Raw genomic sequence first — 15,595 nt, forward strand, 5'->3', positions numbered from 1 at the left:
TAGATTTTCTGAATACTCTGCTTCGGCTGCAAAAACATTGGATAAGGGAAGAGATAAAAGAACTAAAAATAAAATTGTTATACATGCTTTCTTCATTAAATAATCCTCCAATAGGTTTAATAGAACTAAGAATAATTTAATTGAGGAATTGTGTCTAAACATAAACTTGCTAATCTATAAATATAATCTAAATATTTGCATATTTATTTTTTAATGGGTATAAAAAAAGACTCTATCGGCTGATAACCAGTAGCGTCTCTCATCCTTATTTCACAATAAAACTCACCTTTGTACCATCATTATACTTATTTAACTGACTACTTACCCAAGATCCTGTTCCCCTGTTGTACTAAGGGTTATGTATCGGATATCAGCACCTGCGCCACCTTCAGCGCACATCGCCATCGGTCACTCGTCGCGGTCAAATCACTTTTTTTGTAGGAACATCTTTTAAAGACTCTTCCGAGTTTCTTCAGCTCCGTCCCGTTCAATAGTACATACAGCAGAATGGCCGGCTGCTATAGCATCTTTGTTGTGTGCTCCCATTTCTGGATAGCGCGAACTCGGAAACTCCAGTGTATACTCAGCTACTGCTTATTGGCTTGCTACCGATGGTCTATTAATATGTGGAATAATTATAAGTTTGAATTTTGTAACGGGTGCATCCTGCTAATAATTCGCATGTGGAGTCGGTATAACTAATAGAGATTGAATCGTGCCTATACCCATTTAGGAAGTTCAAGTCCTAATAACCTACTCCTGTAGCTGCATAGTCTTCCTAATCATTTGCCCAAGTTTTAAATTGCTTGTTTCTTGCATAATTAATGACATGCTCTGTGTAAGCTTGTGGAGTTATAACACCTTTTGGATTAGCCACGTCACTACTTGCATTTGCAAAGCCTGTTCCTGTGGGAAAAGAACCCTCAAAATCAATCCAGCCGAGCCCATCTTTACATCTACTCTAAATTCAAACTGCTCGATAATAAAGAAATTCCCACAAACCAATTAAGAGACTAATTCCCTTACTATCTTGAACGACGCATCATCCACCCACCCAATAACGTCGCTTAGCTTGGACAAGTTAGATGTCTCCAGGCTGTGAACCAGCCACTCCCTATGTTTCCCCATTAACTTTATAATCGCTGCCTCTCCACTGAAGTGTGTAGTATCCAGAACGCAAACCGTTGGTGATACCTTCATCAGTAGATTTCCAAGTAACTGTGTCGTGAGGAGTGATTACTAATGCATCAATATATAGTTTGTTTGAACCGTCGTGAATTAAACTCACCTTTACTGGATGATCAGAGTGATTCTTCATACGAAGTTTAACATGACCCCATCCTTTAGGGACATTAAAGGATTCTCCTACAGTTGCGCTTCCACCCGATCTTTGAGAAATTATGGTGTTTTCGCTAGTTGTACTTACTGAAGCTGAAGCAACCCCTACCGTAGTTGCTATAGCTAAAGATAAAATCGAGAAAAGAAATATTCTTTTCTTCATAAATTCCCCTCCTATTTTTTTTTGATTTGGTCTACCTGAAAGAGACTTCCGACTACAATCTGGTAGTTCTTTTCATATCTACTCTAAATTCAACTACTTCGGTGAATTCTGTGGTAATTCCTGCATTGAAGAAAGCTCTGCTAACCTTATGGTCGGCAGAGCTTTCTTTAGCTTTAGAATCCCCCAATTTGTACAAGGGTCTGAATAAGCTGCTCATGATTGTGAGCCGGTACAGTTATAAAAAACAAAAAGCTACTCGCAACAATTAACAATGCCATTTTTTTCAACATTACTTAACCACACCTTTTCAATTAGATTGGAGAGCTCTGTTTTGATTTCAGGAGTCGCATGGACTTGAAAACGCATAAACAGACCAATACAATTTATAAAGTTTGTTTCATTAGTTATTATATGTGACTTTGCCATTGCATACATCAAGTATTTAAAGCCATCACTGTATTTCACCCGATGTAAATAATAATGAGCCATTTCGTAAGCAAACCATGCGAAATAGTCTGGTATTACTTGTTGGGTATATATATCAGATGATGTTGGGAGTTGAGCAAATGAATTAATATTTGTTTCAAAACGTGAAAGGACATCATCCACATCTATTTCATATCGGTTAGCCGCTATCATAACGTTCAACAGCTTTGAGAGTTTCTCATTTTCGTTAGCGGTTGATGTTGCCGCTATATATTCAACATAGTCTGGCAGCACGCTAACATCTCCAGACAGGAGTTTATTGACGTACGTGTTACCTTCTGCCCACTGACTGAACAAGTTTACCCAGTGTTGAGTATCTTCATCAGTCTCTTTAACCCAATCTAAATTCGCATAGGCGTATGTATATAGTAGAGCTTGTTGATAATCGCCTTGGGCTTCACAAACACTAGCACACAACAAATCGGCGTAAGCAATGTATCCAAATAACGGATTTCTGGTTTCCTTTTCATGCTCCCTGTTCTTTCGATTCTTCTGCTGATGCTTTATAGAATATTGTACTTCAGCTTTCCCTCTCATTTGCCTTGCCATTTCCTCAACCTTGTCCCACTTACGCAAAGACCTGTACACATTAGCCAAATCCTTTAACGCATCAAGTTGTTCTAAATCATCTAGGCGCTCGACATAAGGCTCAAATAGTATAGCTGCCTTGTGGTTGCGGCTTTGGTCGTCACCAATCTGAATCGTGAATATACGATATTGACAGACTGCCAATCGTTCTGAATGTTGATATTTCTCCGCTTCAGCTACCCCCTCATAGAGCAGCAACGCCGCAGCATGGCGTCCTTGAGCGAATAGGGTTTCCGCAATGTCAAACAGTTTGGGCGAATACAGTAGATTGTCCATGATGGCTCCCACCACTCGACGGATTGCATCCAACTTGTCCAACTCCGCACAGCGAAACAAAAATGGCTCGATTCGTCTCATATTCGGAGGATGGTCGATGATGTAGTTTTCTATGAACAAGTCATAAAAGTGACCTTCCGGTAACCCCATAGCCTCGGTAATGCGATCTATCTGGTTAACAGACATAGATTTATTGCCTGACACTATGCTACTTACTATCCCCCTATTCATGCCCGCTATATGCCCAAACTCCATCATGCTCAAACCTTCTTGTTTTAGATATTGTTCCAATTCTGCTCTAATCGTGGGTGTAACTTTCATAGATAAACCACCCTCCATACAGAAGTACCAATATTTATATATTATTGCATTCTATTGTTGTCCATAATTTAACAGTTGTCAATAATTTTTATTTATTTGCATCGAATGTCGAAGTATATAAAATAAGCAGTTCCAAAGAGTCACTCTGCATTGAAGTCAAATAACCCTGCCACTGTTACCGGTGAGACTTATGTTAATGGAAATATAATCCTTCAAAAAGCAGACACTTACATTGATCTGACTGTACAAAAGTACGGAGGGTTACTTGCTGAGTGGGACTACAAATGATTGGTGATATTATGCTACTCTATAAATAAGCAAATAATTTAATCAAGAGGTGTAATAATGCGGTTTCATGAATTTTATATCGGACAAGTATTTAAAACCAAGTCTTTAAAATTAACTAAAGAGGATATTACCAGATTTGCAAGGGAGTTTGACCCGCAATATATGCATTTAGATGAAGAGAAAGCATTACAAGGTAGATTTAATGGAATTATCGCTTCAGGAATTCAAACATTAGCTGTTTCTTTTAAGCTTTGGGTTGAAACAGGCAGTTACGGTGATGAGGTTATTGCTGGAACTGCTATGAATAATATTAAATTTATTAAACCAGTATATCCAGGCGACGAATTGTACACCATTGTTGAAGTGATTGGAGTAAAAGAGATGAGGAATGGAACAGGACTCGTTACTGTATTGCTGTCGACTTTCAACAACAAAGAGGAGCAAGTTTTTGAAGGCGATTTATCCGTTCTGGTTAAACAGTAAAGTTTCATAAAAAATCAATTATTACAAGTTTGAAGAGGTCCATGCATTTTAGCACGGACCTCTTCTCTTTATTCTAACGTGGCTTGACTTGCGGCTTCATGTTCAGCCACACGTTGCAGTAATTCCTACTAAGTCTTCATTTGGCGACCTTGGCGTTGCCCTTCTACAAACTGAATATCGCATAGATTCTACATCTTGAACCCGTACTTTACCACCATTTTGGATAACATATCTATGCCTTCTGGAGTTCGACTAGCATTTCCGTCCAATGTGAAAAATAAAAATTGATATTGCAAATCATATAAATGAATAATTTACTATAAATCTCTGAGATTCGCACTGAGCTATTTCAGTATAGAGGGCTTTGAGAATGCCATTTACTAATCTCAGCCCATAGTATGTCATTCAACTGCTTTTGTATTGGAACTGTACAAACAACACGACGGAATGAGGAGCATCATACAAACGATAGAAGTATAGCTACTTCAAGAGCGGTCTAATCTATGTAAATTTTTGGTTCAGTGTAATGAATTTCACATCTTTCCGAGTCAACCTGTTCTACCATAGAAGGGTGATACGCCGTGCTGGGCAGACCACTTGGGTCGGGACGGTTACGTTTTGTTCTAAAACCAGCTACACAGGCTGTCTGGCATGCGCGGCAAGTACGCCTTTATTTTGATTCGAAGCGGAGTGTCCAGATGTTGAATACCGAATTGGAATACCGTGAGCGCATCAGGAAGTTGGCCGTATGTATTGTCAAGCACTACCGTGGAAAAGGACCGGACAACGTCAAGGTTTCACTGGATTCGCCGCTCCGGATTACGGTAGAAATTCGAGGTACATTGTCTAATTTGTCCGAAATTCTCGTTCATGAAGGGGCCGAGGACAAGGTCAGGGAATATTGGAACGTCCTTCGTCCCTATCTGGAAAAGGAGTTTATGAACGAAGCCGAAAAAACACTCGGCAGTCCCTTCACTTATACTTGGGAGGTCTGCCCCTCCGTCCATGGAGACGGACACATTATCATTTCTCTAGAACTACAACACATACACCGGTTGGATTAGCGGGAAGGAGCTTGTCTCCTCGCTCGCGGATAAGCCAGTACAGGATGCAGCGTAAAGCGGCATTTTTGTATTGGCTTTTTTTATGTTACGAGTTTCATCTATTTCATATAAAAGAGGTGCTGCACTTATGGCAGACAAGGTATTGACCGTATGTCCCTACTGCGGGAGCGGTTGTCAGCTTCATTTGCTGGTGGAAAAAGGACAGGTAATTGGCGCAGAGCCGGCTGGTGGTCGTACGAATGAAGGAACGTTGTGTCTGAAAGGACACTATGGATGGGATTTTTTGAATGACCCACAAATTCTGACTGCACGCTTGCGCAAGCCCATGATTCGCAAAAATGGAGTTATGGAGGAAGTGGAGTGGAAGGAAGCCATTCAATATACTGCCGAACGGCTGTCAGCAATTAAGGAAAAATACGGACCCGACTCCATTATGGGAACGGGCTCCGCACGCGGTCCGGGAAATGAAGCCAATTATGTCATGCAAAAGTTCATGCGGGCGGTCATTGGCACGAACAATATTGACCATTGCGCTCGTGTATGCCACGGCCCTTCTGTGGCAGGTTTGACTTACTCGCTCGGAGATGGAGCTATGTCCAACTCTATTCCTGAAATTGAACACTCTGATCTCATTTTCGTGTTTGGATATAATGCACCCGAAACACATCCAATCGTCGCAAGACGCATTGTAGCTGCCAAGCAAAGAGGCGCCAAGATTATTGTATGCGATCCGCGCATGACCGAAACAGCTCGTATTTCGAATATGTGGCTACCCCTAAAGGGCGGTTCAAACATGGCTTTGGTGAACGCTTTTGGTCATGTACTTGTGCATGAAGGACTGTACGACAAACGATATGTGGAAGCAAACACAGAAGGCTTTGCCGAATACGTAGACAGCATTAAAAAATATACTCCCGAATATGCGGAAGGCATTACGGGGGTCAAGGCGGCCGATATCCGCGCGGCTATGAGGGAATATGCAAAGGCCCCTACCGCTACAATTTTGTACGGAATGGGCGTATGTCAATTTTCACAGGCCGTTGATGTGGTAAAGGGGCTCGCTTCCCTTGCACTGTTGACGGGAAATCTGGGCAAGCCGAATGTCGGTATCGGACCAGTACGGGGACAAAACAATGTACAGGGTTCCTGCGATATGGGCGCTTTGCCGAATGTGTATCCTGGCTATCAGGATGTAACAGACAACACAGTCCGCAAAAAGTTTGAAAAAGCATGGGGTGTTGAGCTGCCGCGTAAAAAAGGCTATCCACTTACAGAGGTACCGCACCTCATCCTGAAGGAGAACAAGCTGAAAGCTTATTACATTTTCGGAGAGGACCCTGTACAAAGTGATCCGAACGCCGCCGAGTTGCGTGAAGCCCTAGACCAATTGGAATTTGTCGTGGTTCAGGATATTTTCATGAACAAAACAGCGCTGCACGCCGATGTCATCCTCCCTTCTACTGCTTGGGGCGAGCATGACGGTGTATATTCTTCGGCAGATCGGGGCTTTCAGCGCATCCGTAAAGCCGTTGAGCCACAGGGTGATGTTAAGCCAGACTGGGCCATTATTAGCGAGGTTGCTACCGCCATGGGCTACCCTATGTCCTATGCAAACACAGAGGAAATTTGGGATGAAATGCGCAGCCTCAGCCCATTATTCTCGGGTGCCAGCTACCAAAAAATGGAGCAGCAAGGCGGCGTTCAATGGCCTTGCCCTACCGAGGATCATCCAGGTACACCGTATTTGTATAAGGGAAATCAATTCTCGACACCTAGTGGCAAAGGCAGATTATTCGCCTGCGAATGGCGTCCGCCACAAGAACAACCGGATGCAAAATACCCGCTTGTCTTGTCCACAGTCCGTGAGGTAGGTCACTATTCCGTGCGAACTATGACAGGCAATTGCCGCGCGCTGCGCCAGTTGTCTGATGAGCCTGGCTTTATTCAGATTAGCCCAGAAGACGGAGCAGATCTGAATATTCGGGATGGCGAAATTGTTGCCATATCCTCCCGTCGGGGACGCATCATGGCACGGGCACAAATCAGTGACCGTGTGCAACAAGGTGCGACCTACATGACCTATCACTGGTGGGTTGGAGCATGTAACGAGCTGACCGCTGATTTTCTCGATCCGGTATCCAAAACCCCGGAATTAAAATACTGCGCCATCCGTCTGGAACGGATCGCCGACCAAGCGCAGGCCGAACGTGATGTACATGAATCGTACCAACGGATTCGCAGACAGATGAACGTCCAGGAAGCTGTTTTGGCTGATAAGGTGACGAGATGAGCGGCACAGGGAATATGATGCACCGTCCGACAGATAACCGGTCAGCTTCGACGAGTAGAATGGGAGCAGCCAGTAGAACAAGCGCTGTTGCTTCTTCTTTTGTAGTCGCAGACGCCGGGCAGTGCATCGGCTGCAAAGCCTGTGAACTGGCGTGCTTCGCCGTTCACAGTCAGGCTAACGGTATAGGAGCTTCGGTCGGAACCGTCAGCGTACCTGTTGTACCCAAGGTGTATGTTGTACGTACAGGGGATATGTATGTGCCGGTGCAATGCCGGCATTGCGAAAATGCCCCCTGCGCACATGCCTGTCCGGTACAGGCCATTCGTCAGGAGGACGGCGTCGTTATGATAGATGAGGAACGATGTATCGGCTGTACCTCCTGTGTTTTGGCCTGCCCCTTCGGGGCAATTGAGGTGTCTCCGGTCTACCGGGCAGGACACGTTGTAACGCAGTCCGGCCTGACTCACCGTGCAAATCGAGTCGCCCTTCCCCGCACCGCGGCAAGCAAATGCGATCTGTGCGCGGAAACAGAGAACGGACAGCCTGCATGTGTAGAGGCCTGCCCGAATCATGTCCTACGGCTGGCCAAAGGTATATCCGACTCACCTCCAGAGCCTCGGCGGGAAGTCTTTTTCCCACGCCTATAAGGTCAAAATCAGCCGCAGAAAGGTAGAAAAACATGTCAACCACAATAGACAAGATCTCTTCACCTCCTTGTATGAAGACGACTGATTGCACAGACCCTGTCATTCATATTGACCCTACGCTCTGCACGGGATGCAGACGTTGTGCTGGGGTTTGTCCAGTAGATGCCATAGAGGGACTGCCCGGAGAACCGCAAACCGTTAATGCAGACCGATGTGTTATTTGCGGTCAATGTGTACAAATATGCAGCGTATACGCATCTGACTGGGCAGGTTCATCTCCGCAGGAAGGCGCCGCTAGACGGCTGGAACGTATCCAAGAACGCGATATGCCTGCCGACATCAGAGAGCCGCTATTCGCTGCCTATTATAGCTACAACTTGAATAAGGTAGCCGATATGATGACCAAACCTGGACAGTTTCGGATCGTCCAATGTGCTCCTGCCATTCGTGTTTCACTCGCGGAGGAATTCGGAATGCCGTTCGGCACCTTGACGCCTGGGAAAATGGCTGCTGCTTTGCGCCGCCTTGGCTTCGATCGAGTATACGACACCAACTTTGGAGCTGACGTGACCATCATGGAGGAAGGCACTGAATTGATTCGTCGCGTGACCGAAGGCGGTCCCTTACCCATGTTCACATCCTGCTGTCCAGCATGGGTCCGATTTGCAGAAATAGAATATCCCGATCTGCTAGACCATCTATCCAGCTGCAAATCTCCGATGCAAATGTTAGGAGCGCTAATCAAATCTTATGGCGCACAACTAGACAAGGTGGAACCTGCGAATATATACAGCGTTGCCATCATGCCATGTACCTGTAAACAATTTGAGTGCGATCGTCCCGAAATGGAATCTGACGGTTATCGTGATGTGGATGAGGTATTGACCACGCGTGAACTTGCATACTGGATCAAGCAACGCGGAATTGATTTTGCGAACCTGCCTGATGAAGAATTCGATTCACCGTTAGGACAATATTCAGGTGCAGGCTCCATTTTTGGAGTCACCGGAGGAGTCATGGAAGCTGCCATCCGTACAGGTTACGAGCTGCTGACAAATGAAAAACTGCCGAAGCTCCAACTCGATTTTGTTCGTGGTGAGGAAGGCATTCGAGTAGCTGAGGTTCAGGTAGGCAAGCTCCAGCTCAAGGTAGCTGTCGTCGCCGGGCTACAACATGCCTATCAGCTATTGGATCGTGTCCAGGCGGGCGAATGTGATTATCATTTTATTGAGGTGATGGGCTGCCCTGCTGGATGTATCAGCGGAGGGGGACAACCCAAGCTCATGTTAGAAAAGCAACGAATTGAAGCTTATCGGGCACGTAAATCCTCCATCTATGGACATGATGCTGCACACCAGGTACGAAAATCGCATGAGAACCCTCACATCATCAAACTTTATGATGAATTTTTAGGTGAGCCGCTGGGTCATGTGTCGCATCATCTGCTGCACACGACCTTCCAACAACGGGGGCCCGGCAAGCAAAGCCGCAGTAGCACTATTTCCACCAAAGGGGATACGGGTTACTCCATTCATTAATACGTTAAGTTATTTTTATGCTGTATACATTATATTTGTCGTTAGTTAGAGAGGAGTCGAATTGTATGAACCGTTTTGTTTTAGCTGATCCCGATCAGTGTATCGGCTGTCGTACCTGTGAAATCGCATGTGTCATCGCACATTCAGCGGAGAACCCTTTTATCTCGCCGGATGATGAGTTTCATTTTCACCCTCGTCTGAAGGTTATCAAATCATTTGGAGTCACTGCACCCGTTCAGTGTCGTCACTGTGAGGATGCCCCATGCGCCAACGCTTGTCCGAACGGCTCCATTACGAATGCAGATGGCTGCATTCTCATTAATAGTGAAAGCTGCATTGGCTGTAAAACCTGCATGATCGCCTGCCCTTACGGCGCGATTACCATGGTACCCGAGTATCGAAACGGGCAGCCTGTAGTGCAGGACGGATTGTATACCAATATGTCAGGTCGTTTGCAACCCAAAGAACGCATGATTGCCAGTAAATGTGATTTGTGCGAAGGCGTGAACGGCGGTCCGGCCTGTATTGGTAAATGTCCAACACAAGCCCTCAAGCTGGTCGAGCCAGATCTGGTTCATGCCCGGGTAGAGGAAAAACGCGCTGCAAGTGCACGTCAGCTACTGCATATGACACGCATTCCGGCAACGGGTCTATGACCGAAGGTTTCCCTCTGCCTACAAATATGCGAACCGAGCGGGATGCGCTAGGAGAGATGGAAATTCCCGCAGATGCCTTTTACGGTATTCACACTGCACGCGCGATGAACAATTTTGCGGTCAGTGGCAGGCCCGTGAACCAAAACTTGATCCACGCTCTTGTGTTGGTAAAAAAAGTAGCCGCTCAAGTAAATGGTGAGCAGAAACGAATTCCTGCCCAACGGGCCTCTGCCATTGTAAATGCCTGCGACGAAATACTCGCCGGGAGGCATCAACATATGTTTACCGTGGATGCCATGCAAGGCGGCGCAGGCACCAGTACCCATATGAATGTAAATGAGGTCATTGCTAATTTGGCCATCGTACAGCTGGGAGGCAGACCAGGGCAGTATGAGATTTTACATCCGCTAGATGATGTGAACTGCTGCCAGTCTACGAATGATGTCTATCCGACAGCGCTACGAATTGCAGCGATACGGCTGCTTCGGCCTTTATGTGACACGATGTCTTCGTTACAGGATGCTTTACAGCACAAAGAAACAGAATATGCCGACTTGCTCAAGCTAGGCCGCACTCAGCTAATGGATGCCCTGCCCATGATGGCCGGGCAGGGCTTTGGTGCCTACGCAAAGGCTATAGCGCGCGACCGCTGGCGTCTCTATAAAGCTGAAGAGCGGCTACGGGAAATCCCTATTGGGGGCACGGCGATTGGCACAGGTATGAACGCGCCCCGCGCATACAGCTATCGGATGGTCGAAAAGCTGGCGGATGAGACTGGCTTTGGACTGAGTCGCAGTGACCACCCAATGGACCCGATTCAAAATATGGATGTCTTTGTGGAGGTGTCCGGTCTACTCAAATCAGCCGCCGTGAATCTGTACAAAATATCTGGCGATTTTCGCCTACTGGCCTCTGGTCCTTTCGGTGGTTTTGGCGAATACACGCTGCCTCCAGTTCAGGCGGGATCCTCTATTATGCCTGGCAAGGTCAATCCGGTAATAGCTGAAATGGCAGGACTCACAGCCATGCGTGTGATAGCCGAAGATGCGGCTATCACTATGGCCGCTGCCTCCGGTCAGCTGGAGCTAAACGCATTCCTGCCGCTGATTGCCGAATCGCTGCTGGAATCGCTACATATTCTGAACAGCGCGGTTCGACTATTCGAGGAGCGATGTGTGCGCGGCCTGATCGTGCGTGAGGAACGCTGTACTACAAATCTGCGTAACTCAGCCGTGATGGCTTCTGCGCTGGTCGCGGAGCTTGGCTATGATGAAGCTGCCTCTATTGCATCTGCAGCCATTGTGCAAGGTCGCGCACCAGAGGATATTGTAGAAGATCGCGGCCTACTGACCCGTTCGCGGATTGAGCAATTATGCCATCCCTATACAGTAACCAAGCCCGGAATTCCGGGACAGGAAGAAGGAACTCATCATGGGAATGAATGATACCCCTCGTAGCAACCGACCACATATCGTCCTGCTCGGTCGCCGCAACGCAGGCAAATCCAGCATTCTGAACACCCTGACCGGTCAGCCCGCCGCTGTGGTATCTCCTGTAGGTGGTACGACCACGGACCCCGTTTTCAAACCAATGGAGCTGCTCCCTGCGGGTCCCATTGTTCTGGTGGATACCGCCGGACTGGACGATGAGGGTGAGATCGGAGAGCTGCGCCGCAACAAAACGCTCGAAATACTTAATAGTACAGACTTGGCCCTGCTCGTTATCGACGCCACCGTTGGTGTCGGACCATTCGAGCATGAGCTACTCGAAAAGCTCCGCACCAAAAAGATTCCTGTTATTGGGGTATTGAATAAAATAGATACCCTTACTGAATCAAATAAAACGGCTACAAAGCTGGCAACTGAACTGGATCTCACCCTGATTCCATTCAGTGCATCTTTGCTTTGGGGAGACACGGAACTGAAGAAGGCTATTACTAATACGCTCCCTCAAAACGAGGATCGTTTCCGTATCGTCGGTGACCTGTTGTCACCCGGCGATGTTGTTGTGCTGGTCGTTCCCATCGACAAAGCTGCACCAAAAGGCCGATTGATCCTGCCACAGCAGCAAACAATCCGCGATACACTAGAGAGTGATGCCATCGCTGTAGTGACCAAAGAACATGAACTACGATTGACGCTGGAGAGATTGGGACGTAAGCCTCGCTTGGTCATTACCGATTCACAGGTTTTTATGAAAGTAGCGGCCGACACACCCAAGGATGTGCCTCTTACCTCTTTTTCCATCCTGTTTGCCCGTCATAAAGGCGATCTGGACGAACTGGTACGAGGTGCAAGAGCCATTGATCGCCTCAAGGATGGAGACCGTGTACTCATTGCCGAAGCCTGCACTCACCAATGCCAATCTGACGATATTGGTCGAGTGAAAATTCCCCGCTGGCTCCGCCAAACGATAGGCAAACGTCTCATCATCGAGCATGCATCCGGCTCCAGCTTCCCTGATGATCTGAGCGAATACGCACTGGTTATTCATTGCGGTGCATGCATGCTCAATCGGCGTACGATGCTTCATCGAATGTCGGAAACAAAAGCTGCCGGGGTGCCGATTGTGAATTATGGTATTTTCATCGCTTATGTACAGGGGGTCTTTCCCCGTGCTATTGAATGCTTCCCATCTGCTATGCTGGCATGGGAGCAAGCTGTAGAAGCCGGCAGTTATTCCTAAAAGACCTCATCTCATCATTAATATTTTTTTCCAGACACACAAAAGCAGTCGCGCTGATTCCAACGCGACTGCTTTTCATTTTCAAGTTCTATTATAAATCATGAGAATTTTCATAGCGTGAAATGATACTACGAATAATATAAATTACTAAAAATACAAATCACGTTCGCCTGCTTCCAGTCGTTCCAGTCTGTCAAGCGTCAAACGGCGCGTCGATTCACGTGGTATACGCTCCAGATTCTCTCGCAGAGCGGCAGCTCCCAGTTCACGCGCCTCCTCATCCCCATAATCCAGCAGATATTCTTGGAAGGTCAGCAGCGAATTCGGCTGGCACACATTATGAATTTGTCCTGATTTGGCAAGCTCCATGAAACGATCCCCAGTTCGCCCCTCACGGTAGCAAGCTGTGCAGTAGCTCGGCATATATCCGCCACGGCACAAACTTTTAATAATTTCCGATGGTGAGCGATGATCCCCCACCTCAAATTGAGGTTTATCATCAGTTTCCTGTTTTGCATATGCACCTACGCCTGTAGCTGAACCTGCACTAATCTGCGACACGCCTAGACCAATGACGCGGTCCCTATATTCTGGCTCCTCGCGAGTGGACAGGATCATGCCAGCATAAGGAACAGCCAGTCGAAGAACGGATACAATTTTCATAAAATCCTCATCGTTGACCAGGTACGGATATCGCTCCAGATCTACATTTTCAGCCGGACGCAATCGTGGAACTGAAACCGTATGAGGGCCACAGCCAAAGGCTTCTTCCAAGTGTTCGGCATGTTTCAGCATCGCTACGGTCTCATAGCGGAAATCATACAAGCCGTACAACACACCGATCCCCACATCATCTATACCCGCACGCATGGCTCTGTCCATTGCGGTGGTGTGCCAATCAAAGTCCCGCTTTGGTCCCTGTAGGTGGAATTTACGATAGCTTTCCCGATGGTACGTTTCCTGAAATAAAATATACGTACCAATGCCCACCTCTGCCAGCTTCCGATAGTCCTCCTCGGTTGTGGATGCAATATTCACATTGATCCGCCGTATGCTGCCGTTATCTACCTTGACCTCATAGATCTGACGCAGACAATCGACGATATAGTCAATGGGACAATGGACTGGGTCTTCCCCCGCTTCCAGCACGAGCCGCTTGTGTCCCAGTTCTTGAAGCACTCTAACCTCCTCCACCAATTCCTCCGGTGTCAGACGGCTACGAGTAAAGCTGTCATTGGTATGTTTATAACCACAATATTCACAGTTATTCACGCAGTGGTTGCTTACATATAAAGGGGCGAACAGCACAATCCGGTTGCCATAAATTTGTTCTTTGACTGCTCTCGAAGATTTGAACATCTCTTCCAATAATTCAGGATCATCCACATGCAAAAGAGCCGCCGCTTCACTCGCACTCAGTCCCCGGCAGGCTCTCCCCTTTTCTAAAATTTCTAAAATACGGTGTCGATCTGTTGCCTCTTGTTTCCCCTGCTCCACTGCCGCCATAATCTCTGCTTCATTAATAAAATCCGCCGACACTTTCTCTCGTACTCCACTCACGTATACCCATCTCCTTATTTATGGTTACTGCAATGTTTCCGTTATGGCCTCACAAAGTTTCCTGTCTCATAAGCTGTCGTTGCACCCTCAAACTATCGCCGCGCCCCATATCGACTTCAAATCCCGCTCCGCGAATCCGCAGTTCCAGGCAATGTCGACATTGGGCAGACTCATCGCCCAAACATATTTTATTCTCATAAATCGCGTACTTAGGTCTCACCGCCAGTGGCGACAAATTGGGCATCACCACATTCGCTCCCGCCTGAAGCGCCTTCTCCCTGCCTTGGGGATGAATCGTTCCCATTGCCGTAGACGCCGGAATAAGTGCATCTGGAACGACCAATCGGGATAACGAAATAATATCAAGTGCCTTTTCCATGCTCCCCTGACTGGCATCCCGAAGCGGCGTGTTGCTATGCGGTAAAAAGGGACCAATCCCGATCATATCTGGTGATAGGCTGTGTAGATAGACCAAATCGTCTGCTAATTCACTATTCGTTTGTCCTGGTAACCCCACCATACATCCGGCCCCGATCTGAAAACCGATTCGTTGCAAAGCCAGCAGACGGCTGCGCCTGCTTTCCATCGTCATCGTCGGATGCAGCTTGGCGTACAAATGGGGAGAAGCTGTCTCATGCCGCAGCAAAAAACGATCCGCGCCAGCCTCGTATAATTGCTCATAAGTTTCATCATCCCGTTCACCGATGGACAGTGTAACCGCCACATCCGCAAAACGGCTTTTAATTTCCCGAATCAATTTCGTCAGCCGGGCTGCTGTAAACCAGTAATCTTCCCCACTTTGCAGCACAAAGGTCCGATAACCGAGTTCATACCCCTCCGCACAACAGGCCAGAATTTCTTCTGGCTGCAAACGGTAACGATCTGCCTGTTTATTCGAAGCGCGCAGCCCACAGTACATGCAGTCCTGACGACATATACTGGAGAATTCAATTAATCCCCGTAAAAAAACACCTTTGCCATAGCGCTCCAATTTGGTGCGAGCTGCCAGGTGTCTCAGTTGAGCCCGCAGCGTCGGCTCATCATCCAGACGTGTCAGCAGCTCCATCATTTCCGTATGCGTCCATTCCTTGCCGTCAGCTAGACGCAGTAATAATTCGTCCGTGACTCATCCCTTCTTCCCTCGTCCATCCGGACTTCACATCATCAGCGGCTTGTACCGTACATGTATTATTCTAGCAATATCGGAGAGCT

General features: G+C 47.1%; 12 protein-coding genes and 1 pseudogene. 8 read left to right on the forward strand and 5 right to left on the reverse strand.

The genetic code is table 11. The annotated features are described in order from the left end of the window. Nucleotides 1-265 precede the first annotated feature (265 nt). From MHB46_RS25335 to MHB46_RS25345, 3 genes and pseudogenes are all read right to left on the reverse strand, one after another. Nucleotides 266-579: pseudogene (locus MHB46_RS25335) on the reverse strand (NucA/NucB deoxyribonuclease domain-containing protein); the annotation flags it as partial. Between the two features lie 535 nt (nt 580-1,114). Then, entirely contained in the window at nt 1,115-1,501 is a 387-nt protein-coding gene (locus tag MHB46_RS25340; RefSeq protein ID WP_341163887.1) for a hypothetical protein, read from the reverse strand. 252 nt (nt 1,502-1,753) lie between these two features. Then, nucleotides 1,754-3,172, reverse strand: a complete 1,419-nt coding sequence (locus MHB46_RS25345) for a helix-turn-helix domain-containing protein (RefSeq protein WP_341163888.1) — start codon at nt 3,170-3,172, stop codon at nt 1,754-1,756. 345 nt (nt 3,173-3,517) lie between these two features. Here MHB46_RS25345 and MHB46_RS25350 point away from each other — a divergent pair, with 345 nt between their 5' ends. From MHB46_RS25350 to hydF, 8 genes are all read left to right on the forward strand, one after another. Beyond that, nucleotides 3,518-3,943: a MaoC family dehydratase gene (locus tag MHB46_RS25350; protein ID WP_028540679.1), complete on the forward strand. Its 426-nt coding sequence runs from the start codon at nt 3,518-3,520 to the stop codon at nt 3,941-3,943. Nucleotides 3,944-4,524: 581 nt separating this feature from the next. Then, nucleotides 4,525-5,007 carry a DUF2294 domain-containing protein gene (locus tag MHB46_RS25355; protein WP_238807852.1) on the forward strand — a complete coding sequence of 161 codons (483 nt, stop codon included), beginning with the start codon at nt 4,525-4,527 and terminating at the stop codon, nt 5,005-5,007. Between the two features lie 127 nt (nt 5,008-5,134). Beyond that, the gene (fdhF, locus tag MHB46_RS25360) at nt 5,135-7,297 is read left to right on the forward strand and encodes a formate dehydrogenase subunit alpha (RefSeq protein ID WP_165177138.1); all 2,163 of its coding nucleotides are present in this window, start codon (nt 5,135-5,137) and stop codon (nt 7,295-7,297) included. After that, entirely contained in the window at nt 7,294-7,944 is a 651-nt protein-coding gene (locus tag MHB46_RS25365) for a 4Fe-4S dicluster domain-containing protein (RefSeq protein ID WP_061831772.1), read from the forward strand. The genes fdhF and MHB46_RS25365 overlap by 4 nt, the downstream gene beginning before the upstream one ends. A 32-nt stretch (nt 7,945-7,976) precedes the next feature. Further along, nucleotides 7,977-9,482, forward strand: a complete 1,506-nt coding sequence (locus MHB46_RS25370) for a [FeFe] hydrogenase, group A (protein ID WP_322159837.1) — start codon at nt 7,977-7,979, stop codon at nt 9,480-9,482. Between the two features lie 65 nt (nt 9,483-9,547). Beyond that, nucleotides 9,548-10,138, forward strand: a complete 591-nt coding sequence (locus MHB46_RS25375; protein WP_341163889.1) for a 4Fe-4S dicluster domain-containing protein — start codon at nt 9,548-9,550, stop codon at nt 10,136-10,138. Next, nucleotides 10,135-11,583, forward strand: coding sequence for an aspartate ammonia-lyase (locus tag MHB46_RS25380; protein ID WP_341163890.1), 1,449 nt, complete (start codon nt 10,135-10,137; stop codon nt 11,581-11,583). The genes MHB46_RS25375 and MHB46_RS25380 overlap by 4 nt, the downstream gene beginning before the upstream one ends. Next, the gene (gene hydF, locus MHB46_RS25385) at nt 11,570-12,823 is read left to right on the forward strand and encodes a [FeFe] hydrogenase H-cluster maturation GTPase HydF (protein WP_341163891.1); all 1,254 of its coding nucleotides are present in this window, start codon (nt 11,570-11,572) and stop codon (nt 12,821-12,823) included. Before MHB46_RS25380 ends, hydF begins: the two co-directional genes overlap by 14 nt. A gap of 147 nt (nt 12,824-12,970) precedes the next feature. On the opposite strand, the gene hydG is transcribed toward hydF, so the two are convergent. Together hydG and hydE are read right to left on the reverse strand one after the other, a co-directional pair. Next, entirely contained in the window at nt 12,971-14,383 is a 1,413-nt protein-coding gene (gene hydG, locus MHB46_RS25390) for a [FeFe] hydrogenase H-cluster radical SAM maturase HydG (RefSeq protein WP_013310651.1), read from the reverse strand. Between the two features lie 49 nt (nt 14,384-14,432). Then, nucleotides 14,433-15,491 carry a [FeFe] hydrogenase H-cluster radical SAM maturase HydE gene (hydE, locus tag MHB46_RS25395; RefSeq protein ID WP_223822128.1) on the reverse strand — a complete coding sequence of 353 codons (1,059 nt, stop codon included), beginning with the start codon at nt 15,489-15,491 and terminating at the stop codon, nt 14,433-14,435. Between the last annotated feature and the right edge of the window lie 104 nt (nt 15,492-15,595).

Origin of the sequence: Paenibacillus sp. FSL H7-0703 (genome assembly GCF_038003485.1) — a bacterium.
GTDB classification, from domain to species: Bacteria; Bacillota; Bacilli; order Paenibacillales; family Paenibacillaceae; genus Paenibacillus; species Paenibacillus polymyxa_B.

Coding starts and splice junctions, on each gene's coding strand:
- MHB46_RS25340 (WP_341163887.1), bottom strand. CDS start 1,501: ATGAAGAAAAGAATATTTCTTTTCTCGATTTTATCTTTAGCTATAGCA.
- MHB46_RS25345 (WP_341163888.1), bottom strand. CDS start 3,172: ATGAAAGTTACACCCACGATTAGAGCAGAATTGGAACAATATCTAAAA.
- MHB46_RS25350 (WP_028540679.1), top strand. CDS start 3,518: ATGCGGTTTCATGAATTTTATATCGGACAAGTATTTAAAACCAAGTCT.
- fdhF (WP_165177138.1), top strand. CDS start 5,135: ATGGCAGACAAGGTATTGACCGTATGTCCCTACTGCGGGAGCGGTTGT.
- MHB46_RS25365 (WP_061831772.1), top strand. CDS start 7,294: ATGAGCGGCACAGGGAATATGATGCACCGTCCGACAGATAACCGGTCA.
- MHB46_RS25370 (WP_322159837.1), top strand. CDS start 7,977: ATGTCAACCACAATAGACAAGATCTCTTCACCTCCTTGTATGAAGACG.
- MHB46_RS25375 (WP_341163889.1), top strand. CDS start 9,548: ATGAACCGTTTTGTTTTAGCTGATCCCGATCAGTGTATCGGCTGTCGT.
- MHB46_RS25380 (WP_341163890.1), top strand. CDS start 10,135: ATGACCGAAGGTTTCCCTCTGCCTACAAATATGCGAACCGAGCGGGAT.
- hydF (WP_341163891.1), top strand. CDS start 11,570: ATGGGAATGAATGATACCCCTCGTAGCAACCGACCACATATCGTCCTG.